At 67.6% G+C, this 15,385-nt stretch carries 12 protein-coding genes and 1 pseudogene; 8 read left to right on the top strand and 5 right to left on the bottom strand.

Features of this window, described 5'->3' with window-relative positions:
- Nucleotides 1-395: 395 nt before the first annotated feature.
- The gene (locus ABIA33_RS24960) at nt 396-1,814 is read right to left on the bottom strand and encodes a glycoside hydrolase family 76 protein (RefSeq protein ID WP_370084668.1); all 1,419 of its coding nucleotides are present in this window, start codon (nt 1,812-1,814) and stop codon (nt 396-398) included.
- A gap of 398 nt (nt 1,815-2,212) precedes the next feature.
- Here ABIA33_RS24960 and ABIA33_RS24955 point away from each other — a divergent pair, with 398 nt between their 5' ends.
- A complete protein-coding gene (locus ABIA33_RS24955) occupies nt 2,213-2,914 on the top strand; it encodes a 2-phosphosulfolactate phosphatase (protein ID WP_370084666.1) in 702 nt (233 codons plus the stop codon).
- Nucleotides 2,915-3,369: 455 nt separating this feature from the next.
- On the opposite strand, the pseudogene ABIA33_RS24950 reads toward ABIA33_RS24955, so the two are convergent.
- Nucleotides 3,370-3,552: pseudogene (locus ABIA33_RS24950) on the bottom strand (helix-turn-helix domain-containing protein); the annotation flags it as partial.
- 195 nt (nt 3,553-3,747) lie between these two features.
- On the bottom strand, nt 3,748-4,818 hold the full coding sequence (locus tag ABIA33_RS24945; RefSeq protein ID WP_370084771.1) for a protein kinase family protein: 1,071 nt from the start codon (nt 4,816-4,818) through the stop codon (nt 3,748-3,750).
- Between the two features lie 595 nt (nt 4,819-5,413).
- On the opposite strand from ABIA33_RS24945, the gene ABIA33_RS24940 reads away from it, so the two are divergent.
- Together ABIA33_RS24940 and ABIA33_RS24935 are read left to right on the top strand one after the other, a co-directional pair.
- Nucleotides 5,414-6,622, top strand: a complete 1,209-nt coding sequence (locus ABIA33_RS24940) for a glycoside hydrolase family 19 protein (protein ID WP_370084664.1) — start codon at nt 5,414-5,416, stop codon at nt 6,620-6,622.
- Between the two features lie 593 nt (nt 6,623-7,215).
- The gene (locus ABIA33_RS24935) at nt 7,216-7,767 is read left to right on the top strand and encodes a hypothetical protein (RefSeq protein WP_370084662.1); all 552 of its coding nucleotides are present in this window, start codon (nt 7,216-7,218) and stop codon (nt 7,765-7,767) included.
- A gap of 118 nt (nt 7,768-7,885) precedes the next feature.
- On the opposite strand, the gene ABIA33_RS24930 is transcribed toward ABIA33_RS24935, so the two are convergent.
- A complete protein-coding gene (locus tag ABIA33_RS24930; protein ID WP_370084661.1) occupies nt 7,886-8,464 on the bottom strand; it encodes a dihydrofolate reductase family protein in 579 nt (192 codons plus the stop codon).
- Nucleotides 8,465-8,630: 166 nt separating this feature from the next.
- Here ABIA33_RS24930 and ABIA33_RS24925 point away from each other — a divergent pair, with 166 nt between their 5' ends.
- Nucleotides 8,631-9,659, top strand: a complete 1,029-nt coding sequence (locus ABIA33_RS24925) for a sigma-70 family RNA polymerase sigma factor (RefSeq protein ID WP_370084659.1) — start codon at nt 8,631-8,633, stop codon at nt 9,657-9,659.
- 21 nt (nt 9,660-9,680) lie between these two features.
- On the opposite strand, the gene ABIA33_RS24920 is transcribed toward ABIA33_RS24925, so the two are convergent.
- Nucleotides 9,681-9,911, bottom strand: a complete 231-nt coding sequence (locus tag ABIA33_RS24920) for a hypothetical protein (protein WP_370084657.1) — start codon at nt 9,909-9,911, stop codon at nt 9,681-9,683.
- Between the two features lie 379 nt (nt 9,912-10,290).
- Between ABIA33_RS24920 and ABIA33_RS24915 the strand changes: the two genes are divergently transcribed.
- The 4 genes from ABIA33_RS24915 to ABIA33_RS24900 all read left to right on the top strand — a co-directional run bounded on the left by ABIA33_RS24915 (nt 10,291) and on the right by ABIA33_RS24900 (nt 15,378).
- Nucleotides 10,291-10,944 (top strand): hypothetical protein, encoded by a 654-nt coding sequence (locus ABIA33_RS24915; protein WP_370084656.1) that lies wholly within the window; start codon nt 10,291-10,293, stop codon nt 10,942-10,944.
- Between the two features lie 536 nt (nt 10,945-11,480).
- The gene (locus ABIA33_RS24910) at nt 11,481-13,100 is read left to right on the top strand and encodes a multicopper oxidase family protein (protein WP_370084655.1); all 1,620 of its coding nucleotides are present in this window, start codon (nt 11,481-11,483) and stop codon (nt 13,098-13,100) included.
- 383 nt (nt 13,101-13,483) lie between these two features.
- On the top strand, nt 13,484-14,515 hold the full coding sequence (locus tag ABIA33_RS24905) for a porin PorA family protein (RefSeq protein ID WP_370084654.1): 1,032 nt from the start codon (nt 13,484-13,486) through the stop codon (nt 14,513-14,515).
- Nucleotides 14,516-14,808: 293 nt separating this feature from the next.
- Nucleotides 14,809-15,378, top strand: coding sequence for a GNAT family N-acetyltransferase (locus tag ABIA33_RS24900; RefSeq protein WP_370084653.1), 570 nt, complete (start codon nt 14,809-14,811; stop codon nt 15,376-15,378).
- Nucleotides 15,379-15,385: the final 7 nt, after the last annotated feature.

Below are 15,385 nucleotides of genomic sequence, written 5' to 3'. Positions count from 1 at the left end.
CCACCATCGCCACCAGCTGCCTGCCGCTGGCGTCCGGGGGATCCGTGAGATGTCCGCGCAGCTCCGGGGCCGCGCCCGCACCCCACCTGCTCCGCGCCCGCACGCTGCTGCTGTCCGCCGAGCCGCAGCACTCCGGCCTGGTCGACCTGGCACTCGCTGGCTCGGCCTCCACAGGGGCACGGTCTGCCAGGACCGCCTGCTGCGCACGCTGCCAGTGTTCGAACGCCGAATCGCAGGGAGCGCATCCAGCCGCAACTGGTGGTTCCCGGCCTGGGCCGGCACCAAGCTCGGCCCACGCCCCGCCGACTCCCCTGCCTCGGGACGTGGGCCCACCCGCCGCACCGTACGCTCATCCGACGGCGATGACACCGGAGCCGACACCCTGCTCCAGGCCGTCAGGGTGCCGCGTTCATCAGGTCGACGGCGCTCTGCTGGCGGGCGGCGTCCGTCGTGTCGAGCGGCCCGGCCCAGTGCAGCCCGTACGCGTCGAGTGCGTTGCGATCGTTGGCATAGGCGGAGTCGGCCTGCCGCCGGAGGTAAGCGGAGTAGGGACGGTCGGACAGCAGGGCGTTGAAGGCGCTGATCCCGCGAACACAGGCGCCCTTGAAGGAGGGGCCGTCGGCGCCACAGTCGCCCGTCTCACACGGGTCGCGCAGGATCCCGCCGGAGTTCAGCGACGCAGTCGTGGTCAAGGCGTCCGCGAGCTGTCGGCCTCTGGTCAGCAGAGCCGGGTCGCCGGTGGCCCGGTACAGCTCTGCCAGGCCGCCGAGCAGCACGCCCTGGTTGTACGACCAGACGGTCTGCCCGTTGTCTGCACAGGTCGACGTGTCGATACTGTCGTTCACCAGGTTCGAGCTGTTGATCACGCCGGTGCCGGCGAACCACGACCACTCCGCCCGCGCCCGGCCGAGGTAGACCGTGTCACCCGTGATGCGGTTGTGCAGCGCGGCGTTCAACTGGAGGTAGAGGGAGTTGGCGATCGCGTTCTTGTAGGTCCTGGCGGTGCTCCACCACACTCCGCCGCCGCACACCGAGTCCCAGTACTGCGCCATGTGGTCCGCGTCGGCGCGGGCGGTGTTCAGGTACCTGCTGTCGCCGGTCAGGTCGTACGCGTCGACCCAGGCCAGCCCCCACCAGCCGGTGTCGTCGGTGAATGCGTCGGTGAAGTTGCCGCCCTGTGCGGTCAGGTTGATGTTGTAGGTGTTGGCGACGGCGTACCTGTAGCTGGCCATCCCGGTGACCCGGATATTGTCAATGACGGCGGTCAGCGCGTTGGCCGAGTTCCACCAGCCGGTAGTCTCGAACAGGCCGGTACCGTTGTCGTACGACTGCATCAGCGCGGTCACCGCCGCGGTCGGGCGGCTGTACGCGTTCCAGGTCGTACGGGCCCAGGCCGTGCAGGCGGTCTCGCTTCGGTCGCCGGCTTTGCCGCAGGCCCGGAGCGCGCCGACGCCGAGGTTGTTCCAGTCGTCGACGTTGTACATCAGGGTGCGCCAACCCCCTTGCCCCGACGGTACCGTGGTGTCTCCCAGCTTGCTGCCCGAGCTCCAGGTCCGGCCGCCGTCGAAGGACCGGTCCAGCCATACCTCGTCGCCCGGGCTTCCGTTGTCGATCGAGGCCCAGCCCATCGCGTCGTTGTCGTCGAAGTGCAGCGCGAGGTTCCGGTTGTAGATCGTGGCGGTCACCGACTGCCGGCTCTGCGGGGCCAGGGCGGGGTCCCGGCCGTCGCAGTACTTGTTGCAGGTGGTCGACTGAGCCGCCGCCACCGCAACGCTCCCGGGCGCTGAAGTCGACAGAACCAGGGTCGTCGTCATCACACCGGCCCCGATCATGACCAATCTGCATACTGTTGACCGCATGTCAGCTCCGAAGAGGCGGGGCGGGCAGGGACTCACACGGCAGTGCCGACCGCAGGCCATGCCAACGCCCGTACCGGACCGCGCGTGGCTCGGGCTGCGATGGTCGGCGCCCAGGGGCGAAGGGCTGCGTGTCCTTCTATAACACTCCACCGCATTGATGGGTACCAGTCAATGGTCTGTACCATAAGCAGGCCTGAGCGTGCCCCTGCCTGGCATCGCCCGCCCTGGTACGCGTCACGACCGGGCACCGCATCCGCCCGCCGCCTCGGGCTGCGGTCGGAGACCCGGAATACGGCACCTGGCCACGCGATGGCTCTGGTGCTTCGGGTCGGGCATGCGCGATCATGATCGGAATGGACGCTCGTTTCCTTGGCATCGCTGATCTGGTCGAAGCCCCATCCGTGGCGGTCGTGGTCGACGTCATGCGCGCTTTCACCGTGGCTGCCTGGGCCTTTGCCCAGGGAGCGGAAAAGATCATTCTTGCTGAGTCGCTGGACGACGCCCTGGCGCTCAAGGCTCGCCATCCGGATTGGGTGGCGCTCAAAGACGGCCCGCCCGCGCCCGGGTTCGACACCGTCAACTCTCCGGGCCTGCTGCGGTCTATTGACCTTGGCGGACGGACCGTTGTGCAGAAGACCACGGCAGGGACAGTCGGCGCCCTTGCGGTCAAGGAGGCGCCGCTGGTGCTGTGCGCGAGCTTCGTGGTGGCGGAGGCAACGGCTCAGCTCTTGCGGACGCGCAAGAGTGCCAGTGTCACCTTCGTGGTCACTGGCGACGACGGGCGGGCCGATGAAGATCTGGCGTGTGCTCAATACATCGCCCGGAGGGCCACCGAGGCTGGGACGGATGCTGCTGCGTTCCTCCGCCGCGCTGCCGAGTCGCGCGCCGCCGCCGAACTGGCGGAGGGGGTGCGTCAAGGAGTCCATCCTGATGACGTTGCGCTCTGTCTTGAGGTCGACCGGTTCCCCTTTGCCATGGTGGCGACCTTGGAAGGCTCGCTCATGGTCCTGCGTCCACGCGCGATGCCTTCGCTGGCTGACGAGGACCCGGTCTGATCGCTGGTCAGGTCAACTTGGTAGCTCGGTGTAGTCGATCGCGGCAGGGACGCCGGATTGGACCTGCAAGTCCAAAATATGTGATGCTCCGGCGCCGTGAAATGGTCCAGCCCCAACAGCCGACCGGCGAAAACACCCGCGACCGGCTCCGAAGTCAACCCCGGCTGGCTGGGCGGCGGCGGAGTCCTCCTGGTGATCGGTGGTGCGCCGGTCGAGTCTGGCCAGCAGATCGTCCAGGTCGGAGGTGGTGAACCTCCACTGGAACGGCTGTGCCGTGGCGTTGTAGTGATCTTCGAAGTCTCGGAGCCGGTCCCTGGGTCAGGTTGGTGAAGTCGTTCGGCGAGACGACCTTGCGCTGCATGTGGCGATGCCCCGCGACATGGCCTCGCGGGCCAGTTCCGGGCACGACCAGCGCGACAGCGGCGCGCCGGTCCGGCGGGAAGCTGGCAGGCCAACGCTTTGACCTGCGCGGCCTGCAGGGGTGTGAAGACGGGGGGCCGGCCGGTGCGCTGACGGTCGAGCAGGCCGCGCAGACCCAGGTCAGCGAACCGGCCTCGCCATGTGCGCACCGTGTCGACGTGCACCCCCGCCTCGACGGCAATACGCGCGTTGGACCTGCTCCGAGCCGCCAGGAGCACGATCCGCGCCCGCACCCGGTCCCGGTGCTCGGTCCTGTGACCGTAGGCGGCCTTCTTCAGTCGGTGCCGCTCGGCGGCGGTCAGGACTATCGGGCGCGCGGTGGCAACAGGCAAGGCAGGCAGGCCGATCGGCAGACGTAGATCAGGGCAGCCACAGCCTGCCGCAGGCGCGGACCTCTGATGGTCGCCCGTCCATCAGGCGATGGACGATCTGCCCAACCTGTCGATCCGGCCGATCTCCTCCATCGGATACGGGGCCTGCCTACTCTCCAGCTGGAACTTGCGGTAGAAGTCCGTCATCACCGCGGCGAGCGGGGCGTGCTGGGTGAGGATCGCCGCGACCTGCGGCGGAATCCCCTTCGGGCGCTCCCCATGGGCGCATGCGCGCACGAACGCACTGCGCTCCTCGCCCCTATACCCGTACAGGGCGGTGACCAGCCAGATCACCAGGTGTGTGACGGAGTAGCAACGGTCATATGTCTGGTGGTCGGCGAAGAAGTCGGCCTCTTCCCTGGACAGGTCGAACCGGGAGGAGATCGCGAGGCCGTAGTCCGCAAAGAACAGACGCTCACCGTCGGTCAGGATGTTCTGGAAGTGGGTATCGAAGTGCAGGAGACCGTGGGCGTTCATGAACGAGATCCCAGCCTGCAGTTGCTTTTCGACCATGGCGCAGGCCCTCTCGGCCGCCTCGTCCCCGGCTTTGACCTGGGTGCCCAGCCAGTCGTGCAGGTTCTGCGGGATGTACTCCAGGAACAGGGCGATGCTCGTCGAGGAATCGCGCACAGCCTCGATCCGGCGGCGCACCTGCGATCCGCCTCCCCAGTAGGTGACAGCCTTCTCCACGTCGGCCAGTTCCTCGGGAAGCGACTGCCCGGGGTGCGGCAGGACCCGCCAGTGGTACATCAAGGGGAAGCCCTCATAGTCCTGTGCGAGCACCCAGTTCGTCGTCATGGTGTGCACGGCCAGCTCCCTCCAGGCCCCAAAGCCCGGCCCCCCGATAATACCGACACCGAAATGGGAGAAGGCAGGTAGCCCGAAGAGGTTTGCCGTGGACCGGACGTTCGCCGGCTGCCTTTCCAGATCGCTCAGCGGCACCCGCTTGACGAAGACCGGGGTTCCGCCGATGTCCAGCAGCGCCGATGTCCCGCCGATGCCGGATCCCATGGGCTCAGCCGCGTCCAGAAGGTCGCGCAGTTCAAGATCACTGCACAGGGCCAACGCTGGCGAGACGGCACTGTGAGCCGCCAGCCGCGAATCGCGCGACATGTCAACGCTCTCGACGACTGCCTCCACGTGAGCAACAACCTCTCTGAAACACCTGGGCGTCTCCGACGAGCACGTGCGCGCGACGCACAGCCCTGCGGTTCGACTCTTGGCACGTGCAGCGGGCATCCAGGATCCGTTTTGCGAACGCAGATCCGAACCCCGTTTCGGCACTGTACGTGAGGACGACAACAAGGATCGGGCGAACGCGATGCCTCTGCAAACCAACACTGCTCAGCGGCTCGGAACTGGGCTGACTCTCAGTGGTCAAGCTTCATCGCGCCGTCCTTCGACGCCGGCCGGTGAACACACCCGTCACGCAATGCCCGCCGCAGTCCGGTCACGGGTCGCCCTGCTCGGTTCGGCATGTGCAACAAGGCCTGACAGGTCTAGACCTTGACGGGGACATGTGATGTGAAGTTCAATCAGGTCCTGAAGAAAGTGCTGACGTCCCATCAATGCCGGGCGTCCGCAGGCTTGTCGGCACACCACTGACTCTCGCCCGTCCCGGGTGGCGAGCCGTCCTGCCCTGCCCCCACATCGGCGAGGACGCATGCCTGTCGCACCTTCTTCCCCTCGACAGCAAGGGAGTGCCCCCATGCATGCCTTCCCCCTGCCCCAACGCCGGCCCCGGCCGCTGCGTAGGCTGTCCTCCGCGGTGGCGCTGACCGGCGCGGCCGTGCTGGCCGCGAGCGGCCTCACCGTCGCCTTCGCGCCCGCCGCCTCGGCGGCGGTCACCTCGGGCACCAGCTACACCGTCACCAACGTCAACAGCGGCAAGTGCGTGGACGCCAGGGCCGCGGGCACTGCCAACGCCACCGCCGTCCAGCAGTACGCCTGCAACGGCACCAACGCCCAGAACTGGGTGTTCACGGCCACCAGCGGCGGCTACTTCCAGGTCGGCAGCGCCGCCGGCACCGCCCAGGTCTGGGACGACTCCAACGTCTCCAGCGCCGACGGTTCGCTGATCCAACTGTGGACCTACGGCGGCGGCAACAACCAGCAGTGGCTGCCGGTGCTGGAGTCCGGCAGCACCTACCACTTCGTCAACCGCTTCAGCGGCAAGTGCCTGGACGTCCCGTCCGCCTCCACGACGGACAGCGTCCAGCTGCAGCAGTACACCTGCAACGGCACCGCGGCCCAGTCCTTCAACCTCTCCACCGGCGGAGGTTCGACCACCCCACCCGGCAGCTTCGTGGTCAGCGAGGCCCAGTTCAACCAGATGTTCCCGAACCGGAATTCCTTCTACACCTACAGCGGCCTGACCGCGGCGCTCAGCGCCTACCCGGGCTTCGCCACCACCGGCAGCGACACCGTCAAGAAGCAGGAGGCTGCGGCGTTCCTGGCGAACGTCGACCACGAGACCGGCGGGCTGGTCTACATCGTTGAGATCAACACCGCCAACTACCCGACCTACTGCGACTACAGCCAGTCCTACGGCTGCCCGGCCGGCCAGGCGGCGTACTACGGGCGCGGCCCGCTGCAGATCAGCTGGAACTTCAACTACAAGGCGGCCGGGGACGCGCTCGGCATCGACCTGTTGGACAACCCGTACCTGGTGCAGAACGACGCCTCCGTGGCCTGGAAGACCGGCCTTTGGTACTGGAACACCTCGACCGGCGCCGGCACCATGACCTCGCACAACGCCATGGTCAACGGCGCGGGCTTCGGCCAGACCATCCGCACCATCAACGGCAGCCTGGAGTGCAACGGCAACAACACCGCCGAGATGCAGGACCGGATCAACGACTACCAGCAGTTCACCCAGATCCTGGGCGTCCCGGCCGGCAACAACCTCAGCTGCTAGTAGGGCTTTTGGTGCTGGTTCCGGGACCTACAGGGTGCCGGAGATGGTCGGCAGCCACCAGAGCGTGCCCAGTAACTTCGACCACTGGGTCACCCGGACCCGGTCCTATCTGGCCCAGCCGACCCCACTGCCCTGCGGGCGCGGCGGCACCGGTGAGTACTGGTGCTGCCGCGCCGCGGGGCAGCGGCACGATCACCGAGGCACGTCCTGGTGCGCCGAGATCGGGACGGTGGCGGGGCGGACGCGGTTGCCGGCGCCGCCCGGTCGGGGCATACGCACCCCCTGACCGGCGGGTGTCTACCCCCGCCGGTCAGGGGGTGCGGCCGCACTGTCGCGACGGATAGTGTCGCCGAGGCGCTCAGGGAAGAGGCCGTGCCGTGTTCAGGGGGGCGGCGTGGCCTCGGCCTACCCGGCCTCCTGAGGTGCCGTCAGATCCACCAAACGCGCATGACTAACCCCCTCCGCACCGCGTGCGGCTGGGGGAGGCGAGTTCTTCCTGTCCCAGGACCCCATGACGTTCAGGAGCAACTCGTGCAGGCCGGCCCTCGAATAGGGCTTCGGCCGATGCGAACCAGCAGAGAGAAGCGGCACCAGTGAAGTTCAGGAAGCTCAAGACAGTGCTTGTCGGCCTCGCCACCCTGGCCGCCGGGTTCGTGGTGGCGGCACCGGGGGCCCATGCCGCCGGGTGTGGCAGCGACCGGGTGCTGGCCAGCACCCCGACCACCGTCAAGGACTCGCTCAACCGCAGCATCGGGCAGCTCTACCTCGGCTACATCCCGAGCTGCCGGATGATGTACGCCGAGCTGCACACCTTCAACGTGAACGAGACCGCGAACTCGGCCTCGATCTGGATCGAGAACGGCCCCGCGGGCACCCACGCGGCCCAGGCGGGCAAGGTCTACTCCGGCGACGTCTTCTCCGGCGGCAACCTGCACTTCTGGGGTGGCTACTTCACCTCGAACCTGGTGCCCATCGACCAGTTCGGCTACCGCTACGCGATGCCCCACCTGTACGCGGACTGGATGACCTGGGACACCGTCTCGGGCCTGATCCCGACCTGCCTCACCAACCACGACTGGCACGGCAACTGGCACAACTTCGCCACCGGCTACAACGACTCCAGCCACTCATCCGAGCGCTGCTGATCGCGCCACCAGCGCCCGTCGGAGAACCCTTGATCGAGCGAATGCTCGATCTGGGATCGCCGGCGGGCGCCCGCTTTGGCAGCGTGACATCGCGCCGCCGACGTCGACGCACCGGCGGCTATGCGTCTCGGACGGGCTGGTAGGTGAGGAAGGCGAGGCCGTCACCGATGGTCCGGGCGTGGACGAGGCGCAAGGGTTTCTTGTCGCTGGTCTCACCGAAGAGGCGCTCGCCGGCCCCGAGCACGACCGGGAAAACCACGAGCCGCAGCTCGTCGACGAGGTCGTGCTCGATCAGCGTGCGCCCGAGCTGATAACTGGCATAGACGACGATGTCCCCGTCCAGCTCCTGCTTGAGTTTCGAGACCTCGTTCACCACGTCGCCCGTCAGGGGTGTCGAGTTGCTCCAGCGGGGTTGTTCGAGGTTCGAGGACACGACGTACTTGGGCAGGCTGTTCAACCTGTCCGCCCACTCGCCGCTCCGGGATTGCCACCGCTCGGCGAACCACTCGTCGGACCGCCGACCCAGCAGCAGGGCCTCGGTGCCCATCGCCTCCTCGAGTGAGATCTTGGCCCACGCTTCGAGGTCCTTGCCCCCGAACTGGCCGAACCAGCCGCCCAGCCTGAAGCCCTCCTGACCGTCCGGGTCCTGAACGACTCCGTCGAGCGAGACATTCGTGCTAATGATGATCTTTCCCATGACGTCTCTCCATGCGCTGTGTTGTCACTTACCACTGATGTAGACACCGCGAAGTCGAGAAAGGGGCGCCCGCCAACCGCCCCCTTCGCCCCTCGGCCGGTGTCCATACAGGAAGTACAGGGAGTAACAGGAATTGCGACAAGATGCGGGAAGAGGTGACCGGAGGATGGGCGAAGTGGCAGCTGACTTGATCTCCAGGGCGCGGGCCGGGGACGGCGACGCGTTCCGGCAGCTGACCGAGCCGTACCGCCGGGAGCTGCAGGTGCACTGCTACCGGATGCTCGGATCGATCCAGGACGCCGAGGACGTCCTGCAAGACACGCTGCTGGCCGCCTGGCAAGGCTTCGCCGGGTTCGAGGGACGCGCCTCGCTGCGCACCTGGCTCTACCGGATCGCGACCAACCGGTGTCTCAACGCGCGCCGGTCGGCCAGCCGACGCCTGCCCAAGGAGTGGGACGTGCCCAATGTCGAACCGCCCGAGCCCACCCGGCTGGGTGAGGTCGTCTGGCTCGAGCCAATTCCCGACGCCCTCCTTGAGGGTGTCACCGACGCGCCGCTCGGCCCGGAAGCCCGCTACGAGCAGACCGAATCCATCTCCCTGGCTTTCGTGACCGCCCTCCAGATCCTGCCGCCTCGCCAGCTCGCCGTGCTCATCCTGCGCGACGTCCTCGGATTTCACGCCAACGAGGTGGCCGACATGCTGGACTCGAGCATCGAGTCAGTCAAAAGCGCCCTCAAACGGGCCCGCGCCAGTCTGCAAGACCAACGGCCCACGGCCGACGACCGCGAACCGCCGCCTACCTCCGACTCACGCTCCGAGGATGCGATCGTGGCGAAATTCGTCCGCGCGTGGGAGTCCGCCGACCTCGACGCACTGGTGGCCCTTCTCACCGACGACGTCTTCATGTCGATGCCACCGATGCCCTTCGAATACCAGGGCCAAGACGTCGTGGCCCGCTTCTGCGCCGGCATCTTCCGCGCGGGACGAAGGTTCGACCTCGTCCCGACACGAGCCAACGGTCAGCCGGCGTTCGGCGCCTACCTGCGCGCCCCCAACGGCATGAGCCACGGGACCGGCCTCTACGTGCTCACTCTCACCGGCGACCGGATCTGCGCCCTGACCCGCTTCGAAAACAGCGTGCTCCCATCGTTCGGGCTGCCGCGATCGCTCCCTCGCCTCCAGAAATCGGAATAGATCTGTACGAAATCCGGCAGATCAGACCGGCTTGTTCGCCTGTTTCCGGGCCGCGGTGAGTGGCTCGCCGCGGGTCGCCTTGCGGCCGTGAAGTGGACCGGGTCGTCTCGGGTTCCAGTGAGCGGCACGGATCCGCTCGGGTGTCAGCGGGCAGCTGAGCAGCAGGGGCACCACCGGCTCGGCGACGTCGCGGCACTTGGCCTCGAAGGCACTGCGGTCGCCCAGTACGCGGAACGCTGTGTCCGGCCTCATGGCGCCCGGTCAGGGCCGCACCCTGCCGCTCGACTGCCTCGCGCATCACGGCCGGCGGCTCGTTGGACGGCTTGGTCGCCCGGTACGCGGCCAGGTCACGCCGGTACCCGGGCGCCGCTCCCCCACGGGTGTGCACCACTGCCGACTGATGCTGAACCACCCCTCCCCGTCTGGCCTCGGCGACCGGGCGGAGGCGCCGATGCCCCGAGGTCAGGACCCGGAGGTGGCACAGCGCCTGGGCGGCGACCTCGACCAGTTCGGGCCGCCGCCTGCCGGGTTGGTCCCATACGGAGGGTGTGGCTCCTCTGTCCCGGGCTATGAGCCGTGTTCTAGAGTTCGCACGCCGTGCTTCCTGCACGATCAACTGAGGGGAATTCAGATGACCGTCAGCAAGGCCGTCAAGGCCCTGCTCGTGGCCTTAGTGTCGGCGATAGCCGTCCTTGTCCCGTCCTCCAGCGCCAGCGCCTACGAATCCGTGCTCTACCTCAACACCGGCTACCACGTGGGCATCTACACCCAGCCTGCGACCTACGCAGCGAAGACCCCTAACGCCCCCCTGATGAACCCGGGCGACGAAGTGTACGCCGTGTGCTGGGACTACGGAACGGACCTCAGCGGATCCGGCAGTGGCCAGTGGTACCTGATTTCCGGGGAACGCCACGCCGGCGGAGGGGTAACCAGCTACATCGGGTGGGCCTACGCTCCCTTCGTCACCACCGGGACGCCGTACCAGAACTACGTCGGCAGGTGCCCTGACGAGAACCCCCAGCAGTCGATCAACAACGGCCACAACATCGGTCTGTACGGCGGTCCGTCGACCGGCTACGCCAAGACAGGGCCCGACCAGCACATCGGCGGCTCGCTCATCGTCACCTGTTGGATGCATGGTCAGAACTACGATGGACGCAGTGACATCTGGTTCGCTGTCTCCACGTGGGACGGCTACTACGTTTCGAACCCCTACGCCGGTTGGGTCTACGGCGACTACCTGAACAACGCCAACACCTCGATCACGAAGCAGTGCATCAACTAGCGCACTGAACGCAGCGCTCGCCGGGCCACGGCCGGTCGCCATCGCCGTGCGCATCCAGTGTTCGAGGGCGTGCAGCCGATTGGGGCGGCGTTCGGGTGATCAGGTCCCGGCGCCGCCCTGACGCGTCAGACGCTCCGGTGCGGCACCCAATCCACTCAGGCCGAGCTGCAGGTGCCGGGTGAAGCGATCACGCTGGATTTTGGTCAGGGCTGTGCGGAGCCGCCACCTGTTGCGTCCGGCCGGTGTTCCACGATTCCCGCGGCCATCGGCTAGCACATGTGCGCGCCAAACCGCGGCCACGGCGATCTGGATCCGGGATCTGACGCAAGAGCAGTTGTTAGGTAAGGCTTACCTGACTATCGTTCTCTGCTGACGGACATTCCCCAGCTCCGTGCGTTGCAGTACGGGGAAGAGGTCTCTGCCCATGCAACACCCATGCCGTATTGACGCATTCAAGTCAACGGCAGGACAGTTGGGCGACTCCTGCGCGCCGCACCGCGAAGCTTCCCGGATCACCGAGCAGAACCGGAGGACCGATGGCCACTGACACCGAGACCGCCCAGGCCGAACGCGTGCGAATGCGGCGCACCAGACGCCAGATCCATGTGGTGACCGCGACAACCCTGTTCCTGTCGGCGGTCCTGGGCACAGTGGCCCTCGCGGCCCCGAGGGCGGCGACAGCACCGCCTGCGTCGAGCGCCGCGCAGGAGCGCGGGATGAACGCCGGGGCTCCCTTCCGCGACCCGCAGGATGCAGACACCGTCACCGACCCGCACCTGACCATCACCCTGGACGCGGCCCAGACCCGGTTCGACCTCTCCGGGCGAAGGGTGTGGGGCCGGTCCTACAACGGGGACTTCGTCGCCCCCACGATCCACCTCGCACCCGGCTCCAACGTCACGATCCGTCTGGTCAACCACCTGACGGTCGCCACCAACCTGCACTTCCACGGATTGCACGTGTCACCCTCTGGCCACTCGGACGATTCCTTCCTGTGCGTGGCCCCAGGAGGCTCGACCACCTACCGGCTCGCAATCCCCGCCAACCACCCCCTGGGTACGTTCTGGTACCACAGCCACGCCATGGGAACCACCTGCCCGACCACCGGCAGCCAGGACATGGCCGCCATGCCGGGCATGTCCGACGCATCGGCCGCGGGCTTCACCCCGGGCGACGTGGAGAACCAGATCTTCGCAGGCCTGTCGGGCGCGCTGATCGTCGGCGACGACCGGACGCTACTGCCCGCGGCACTGCGTCATATCACCGTGCACACCCTGGTCCTGAAGGACGTGCAGATCGACGGGTCCGGCCACATCGTCCAGAACGCCGCCGCCAGCTCGATCAACTCCAACAACCCGACCGTGCGCCTGGTCAACGGGCAGTTGCGGCCGGTCCTGTCCATGCGTCCGGGAGAGACCCAGCTGTGGCGTCTGGTCAACGCCGGGGCCGACATCTTCTACCAGCCGCATCTGGACGGCTATCACTTCACCGTCATCGGCGAGGACGGCACCCCGGTCGCGAAGGTCACCACTCCCGACACACTGCTGCTGCCCCCGGGCAAGCGCTACGACGTACTGGTCACCGCCGACACCAGGTCCGGCCGCACCTGGCTGCGGACCAACGCCTACAGCAACGGCCCCCAGGGCGATTCCTACCCCCAGGTCAACCTGCTCCAGCTCAAGGTCACCGGCCGCCCCGAACACCCGCTGCCCGCCGTCGCCGGCGCCATCCCCACTGCCCCCGCCGACCTGTCCCGCGCACCTGTCGCCCAGCACCGCACCGTGAACCTGTCCGAGAACGACGCCGGCACCAGCTTCTACATCAACGGCCGACAGTTCTCGATGGACAGCTCGGTCTTCGCCACCCCGGCCCGGCTGGGCACCGTCGAGCAGTGGACCATCGTCAACCACAGCGGTGAGGACCACCCCTTCCACCTGCACACCAACGCCTTCCAGGTGATGTCAGTCAACGGAGCCACGCTGCCCTACACCCACCGGCAGGACACCGTTCCGGTCCCGCATGCGGTCAACGGCGTGCCCGGCCAGGTAGTCCTGCGCGTGGCCTTCACCGACTACACCGGCCACTGGATGTTCCACTGCCACATCGGCGCCCACGAGGACAACGGCATGATGAGCTACATCAACGTCGTCCCCTGATCGCAGCTGACCACGGTCCATCGAGAGCACCTGAGGAGCACCAGAGGAGCACCACCGGCACGCCGGTGGTGCTCCTCACCGCATCGGGTAACGTCCACGGCGCGATCTCCGCGGTCAACAGCGCGGCGCCGGCCGCTGTGGTCGACAGCGCCGTCATCTACGCCGCACTCGGACGGCGTAAGTTGCCCGCGCGACGCAGTGGCACCTCAGCGAGATCGTCCATGCAGGTCAGCGATGCTCCTGGGACGGCCACGGGTCACTGCCGGACCACACAGCCCAGGGCGCGGAGGTCGCACGGAAGCCGGATCGACCGAATCCTTGGCCCAAGCGGGAAAGCACCGCGGACCGAGGACAACCGGGAGCAGGATATGCGGGCAAGGAAGGTGGCACGAGCTACCGCGGGCGTGGTCGGCGTCGTCCTGATCGCAGGCGCATTCGTGCTCTCGTTCGTCATCACCCCTGTCTTCGTGGCACGGCTGCCCAGCGACACCAACGCCCAGCGCACCTACACCGGCACCTTCGCGACGCTTCTCGACGCGCGAGCGGTGGCGCAGGGCAATCTGGCCGCGGCATTCAAGCAGAACGTGCCCATGACGGTCGACCGGTCCGTCGTCGTGCAGAGCACCGCGGGCAACACGGCCCTGGTCAGCGACACCAGGACCACGTCCGCCGCGGGCACTCCGGTCGAGAAGACCTCCTGGGCGTACGCCCTGGACCGCAGGACACTGGAGCCTAAGAGCAGTTACCCGAAGAGCTGGGCGGTGGTCAACGCCAAAGGCCTGACCGTCAGTTGGCCTGTCGGGGCGAAGAAGACGACCTACACGGGCTGGGTCCCCGAGACCACGACCACGACCCCGGTGACGTATTCGCACACCGAGACGAGGTCAGGGCTCACCACGTATGTGTACCAGGCCGGCATCCCCGCCACCCGGATCACCGACACCCAGGTACTCGCCGGACTGCCCCCGGCCATCCCGGAGCAGACGCTGGCACTGGCCGTCCAGTTCAGCTCGGCCGCGCCCGCACAGAAGACGCAACTAGCGGCACTGCTACCGAAGCTCGGCAATCCCGTACCGCTCGCCTACACCCTGCGGGGCTCCGACACGTTCTGGGTGGAGCCCGAGACCGGCGTCGTGATCGACGTGAAGCGGTCACAGCAGCGGATGGCCGGGGTGGTCTCCCCCATCGACGCAACCTTCATTCCCCTGCTGCCGGTCTCCGATGCCACCTACCAGCAGACCTCCGCTGCTGTCTCGTCCGCCGTGCACGACGCCAACAAGGGGCGCGACGCCATCTCGCTCTTCGGCACGATCCTGCCGATCGTCGCGGGCGTGGTCGGAGCCCTGCTGGTCGCCGCCGCGCTCCTGTTCGGACGTCGGCGCGCCAGCCGCCCTCGCTCGGACAGCCCGGCCTGAACAGACCGGGCTCCCGAGGCGCACCGGACCTGGCTTGGGTGCGCCACTGGGCCTGGGAGGCGGCCGACACGACCGGGGTGCTGCCCAGGGCCGGCGTCGGAGCGACGGCCGGGGCCGGTTCGTCATCAGGGGGCCAGCCGGTAGCCGACGCCGACGGGTCAACCGAGTAGTGCGGAGAGTTCCTGCGCGACTGCGCGCCAGCCGGCGCGGTCCCGGTCTGTGGGCGGTGCCTGGCCGCCGGGCGTGGACACCCGGGGAAACCACCACTTGTACACTCCCAATACACTCGCCGGATGGCGGCACTCCGCACGGACCGACTGATCCTGCGCGACTGGCGGGAGTCCGATCTCCAGCCGTGGGCGGCGATGAATGCTGACCCGCAAGTCCGGCAGTACCTCGGCCCGCTACTGACCTTCGAGCAGGCCTCGGCCTGGGTTCTGAACTTCCAGGACGATCTGGACCGCAACGGCTTCGGCTTCTGGGCCGTTGAGGTCCGCGCATCCGGGGAGTTCATCGGCTTCACAGGGCTGGGCACCGTGGAGATGCCGTTCACCGGCATCGAGCTCGCCTGGCGGCTGGCGCGGCCGGCGTGGGGCCACGGCTACGCCACCGAGGCGGCGCGGGCAGCGCTGCAGTACGGCTTCGACATGGTGGGACTGCCGGAGATCCTCGCTGTCACCATGGCGGAGAACCTGCGCTCGCAAGCGGTGATGCGGCGGATCGCCATGACCACAGATCCCGCCGAGGACTTCGACGACCCGGACGTCGAGCCGGGCCCGCTGCGTCGGCATGTGGTGTACCGAAAACGACGGGACCCGGGCGCCAGAAAGAAACCCGTTGATGAACCGGTAGGGATCGGATAGGAACGCC

Source organism: Streptacidiphilus sp. MAP12-16 (assembly GCF_041262165.1).
Taxonomy (GTDB): domain Bacteria; phylum Actinomycetota; class Actinomycetes; order Streptomycetales; family Streptomycetaceae; genus Streptacidiphilus.
Note: the sequence above shows the minus strand (reverse complement) of the source record. Positions and strands in the feature narration are given on the sequence as shown.

Coding starts and splice junctions, on each gene's coding strand:
- ABIA33_RS24960 (WP_370084668.1), bottom strand. CDS start 1,814: ATGACGACGACCCTGGTTCTGTCGACTTCAGCGCCCGGGAGCGTTGCG.
- ABIA33_RS24955 (WP_370084666.1), top strand. CDS start 2,213: ATGGACGCTCGTTTCCTTGGCATCGCTGATCTGGTCGAAGCCCCATCC.
- ABIA33_RS24945 (WP_370084771.1), bottom strand. CDS start 4,818: ATGTCGCGCGATTCGCGGCTGGCGGCTCACAGTGCCGTCTCGCCAGCG.
- ABIA33_RS24940 (WP_370084664.1), top strand. CDS start 5,414: ATGCATGCCTTCCCCCTGCCCCAACGCCGGCCCCGGCCGCTGCGTAGG.
- ABIA33_RS24930 (WP_370084661.1), bottom strand. CDS start 8,464: ATGGGAAAGATCATCATTAGCACGAATGTCTCGCTCGACGGAGTCGTT.
- ABIA33_RS24925 (WP_370084659.1), top strand. CDS start 8,631: ATGGGCGAAGTGGCAGCTGACTTGATCTCCAGGGCGCGGGCCGGGGAC.
- ABIA33_RS24920 (WP_370084657.1), bottom strand. CDS start 9,911: ATGAGGCCGGACACAGCGTTCCGCGTACTGGGCGACCGCAGTGCCTTC.
- ABIA33_RS24915 (WP_370084656.1), top strand. CDS start 10,291: ATGACCGTCAGCAAGGCCGTCAAGGCCCTGCTCGTGGCCTTAGTGTCG.
- ABIA33_RS24910 (WP_370084655.1), top strand. CDS start 11,481: ATGGCCACTGACACCGAGACCGCCCAGGCCGAACGCGTGCGAATGCGG.
- ABIA33_RS24900 (WP_370084653.1), top strand. CDS start 14,809: ATGGCGGCACTCCGCACGGACCGACTGATCCTGCGCGACTGGCGGGAG.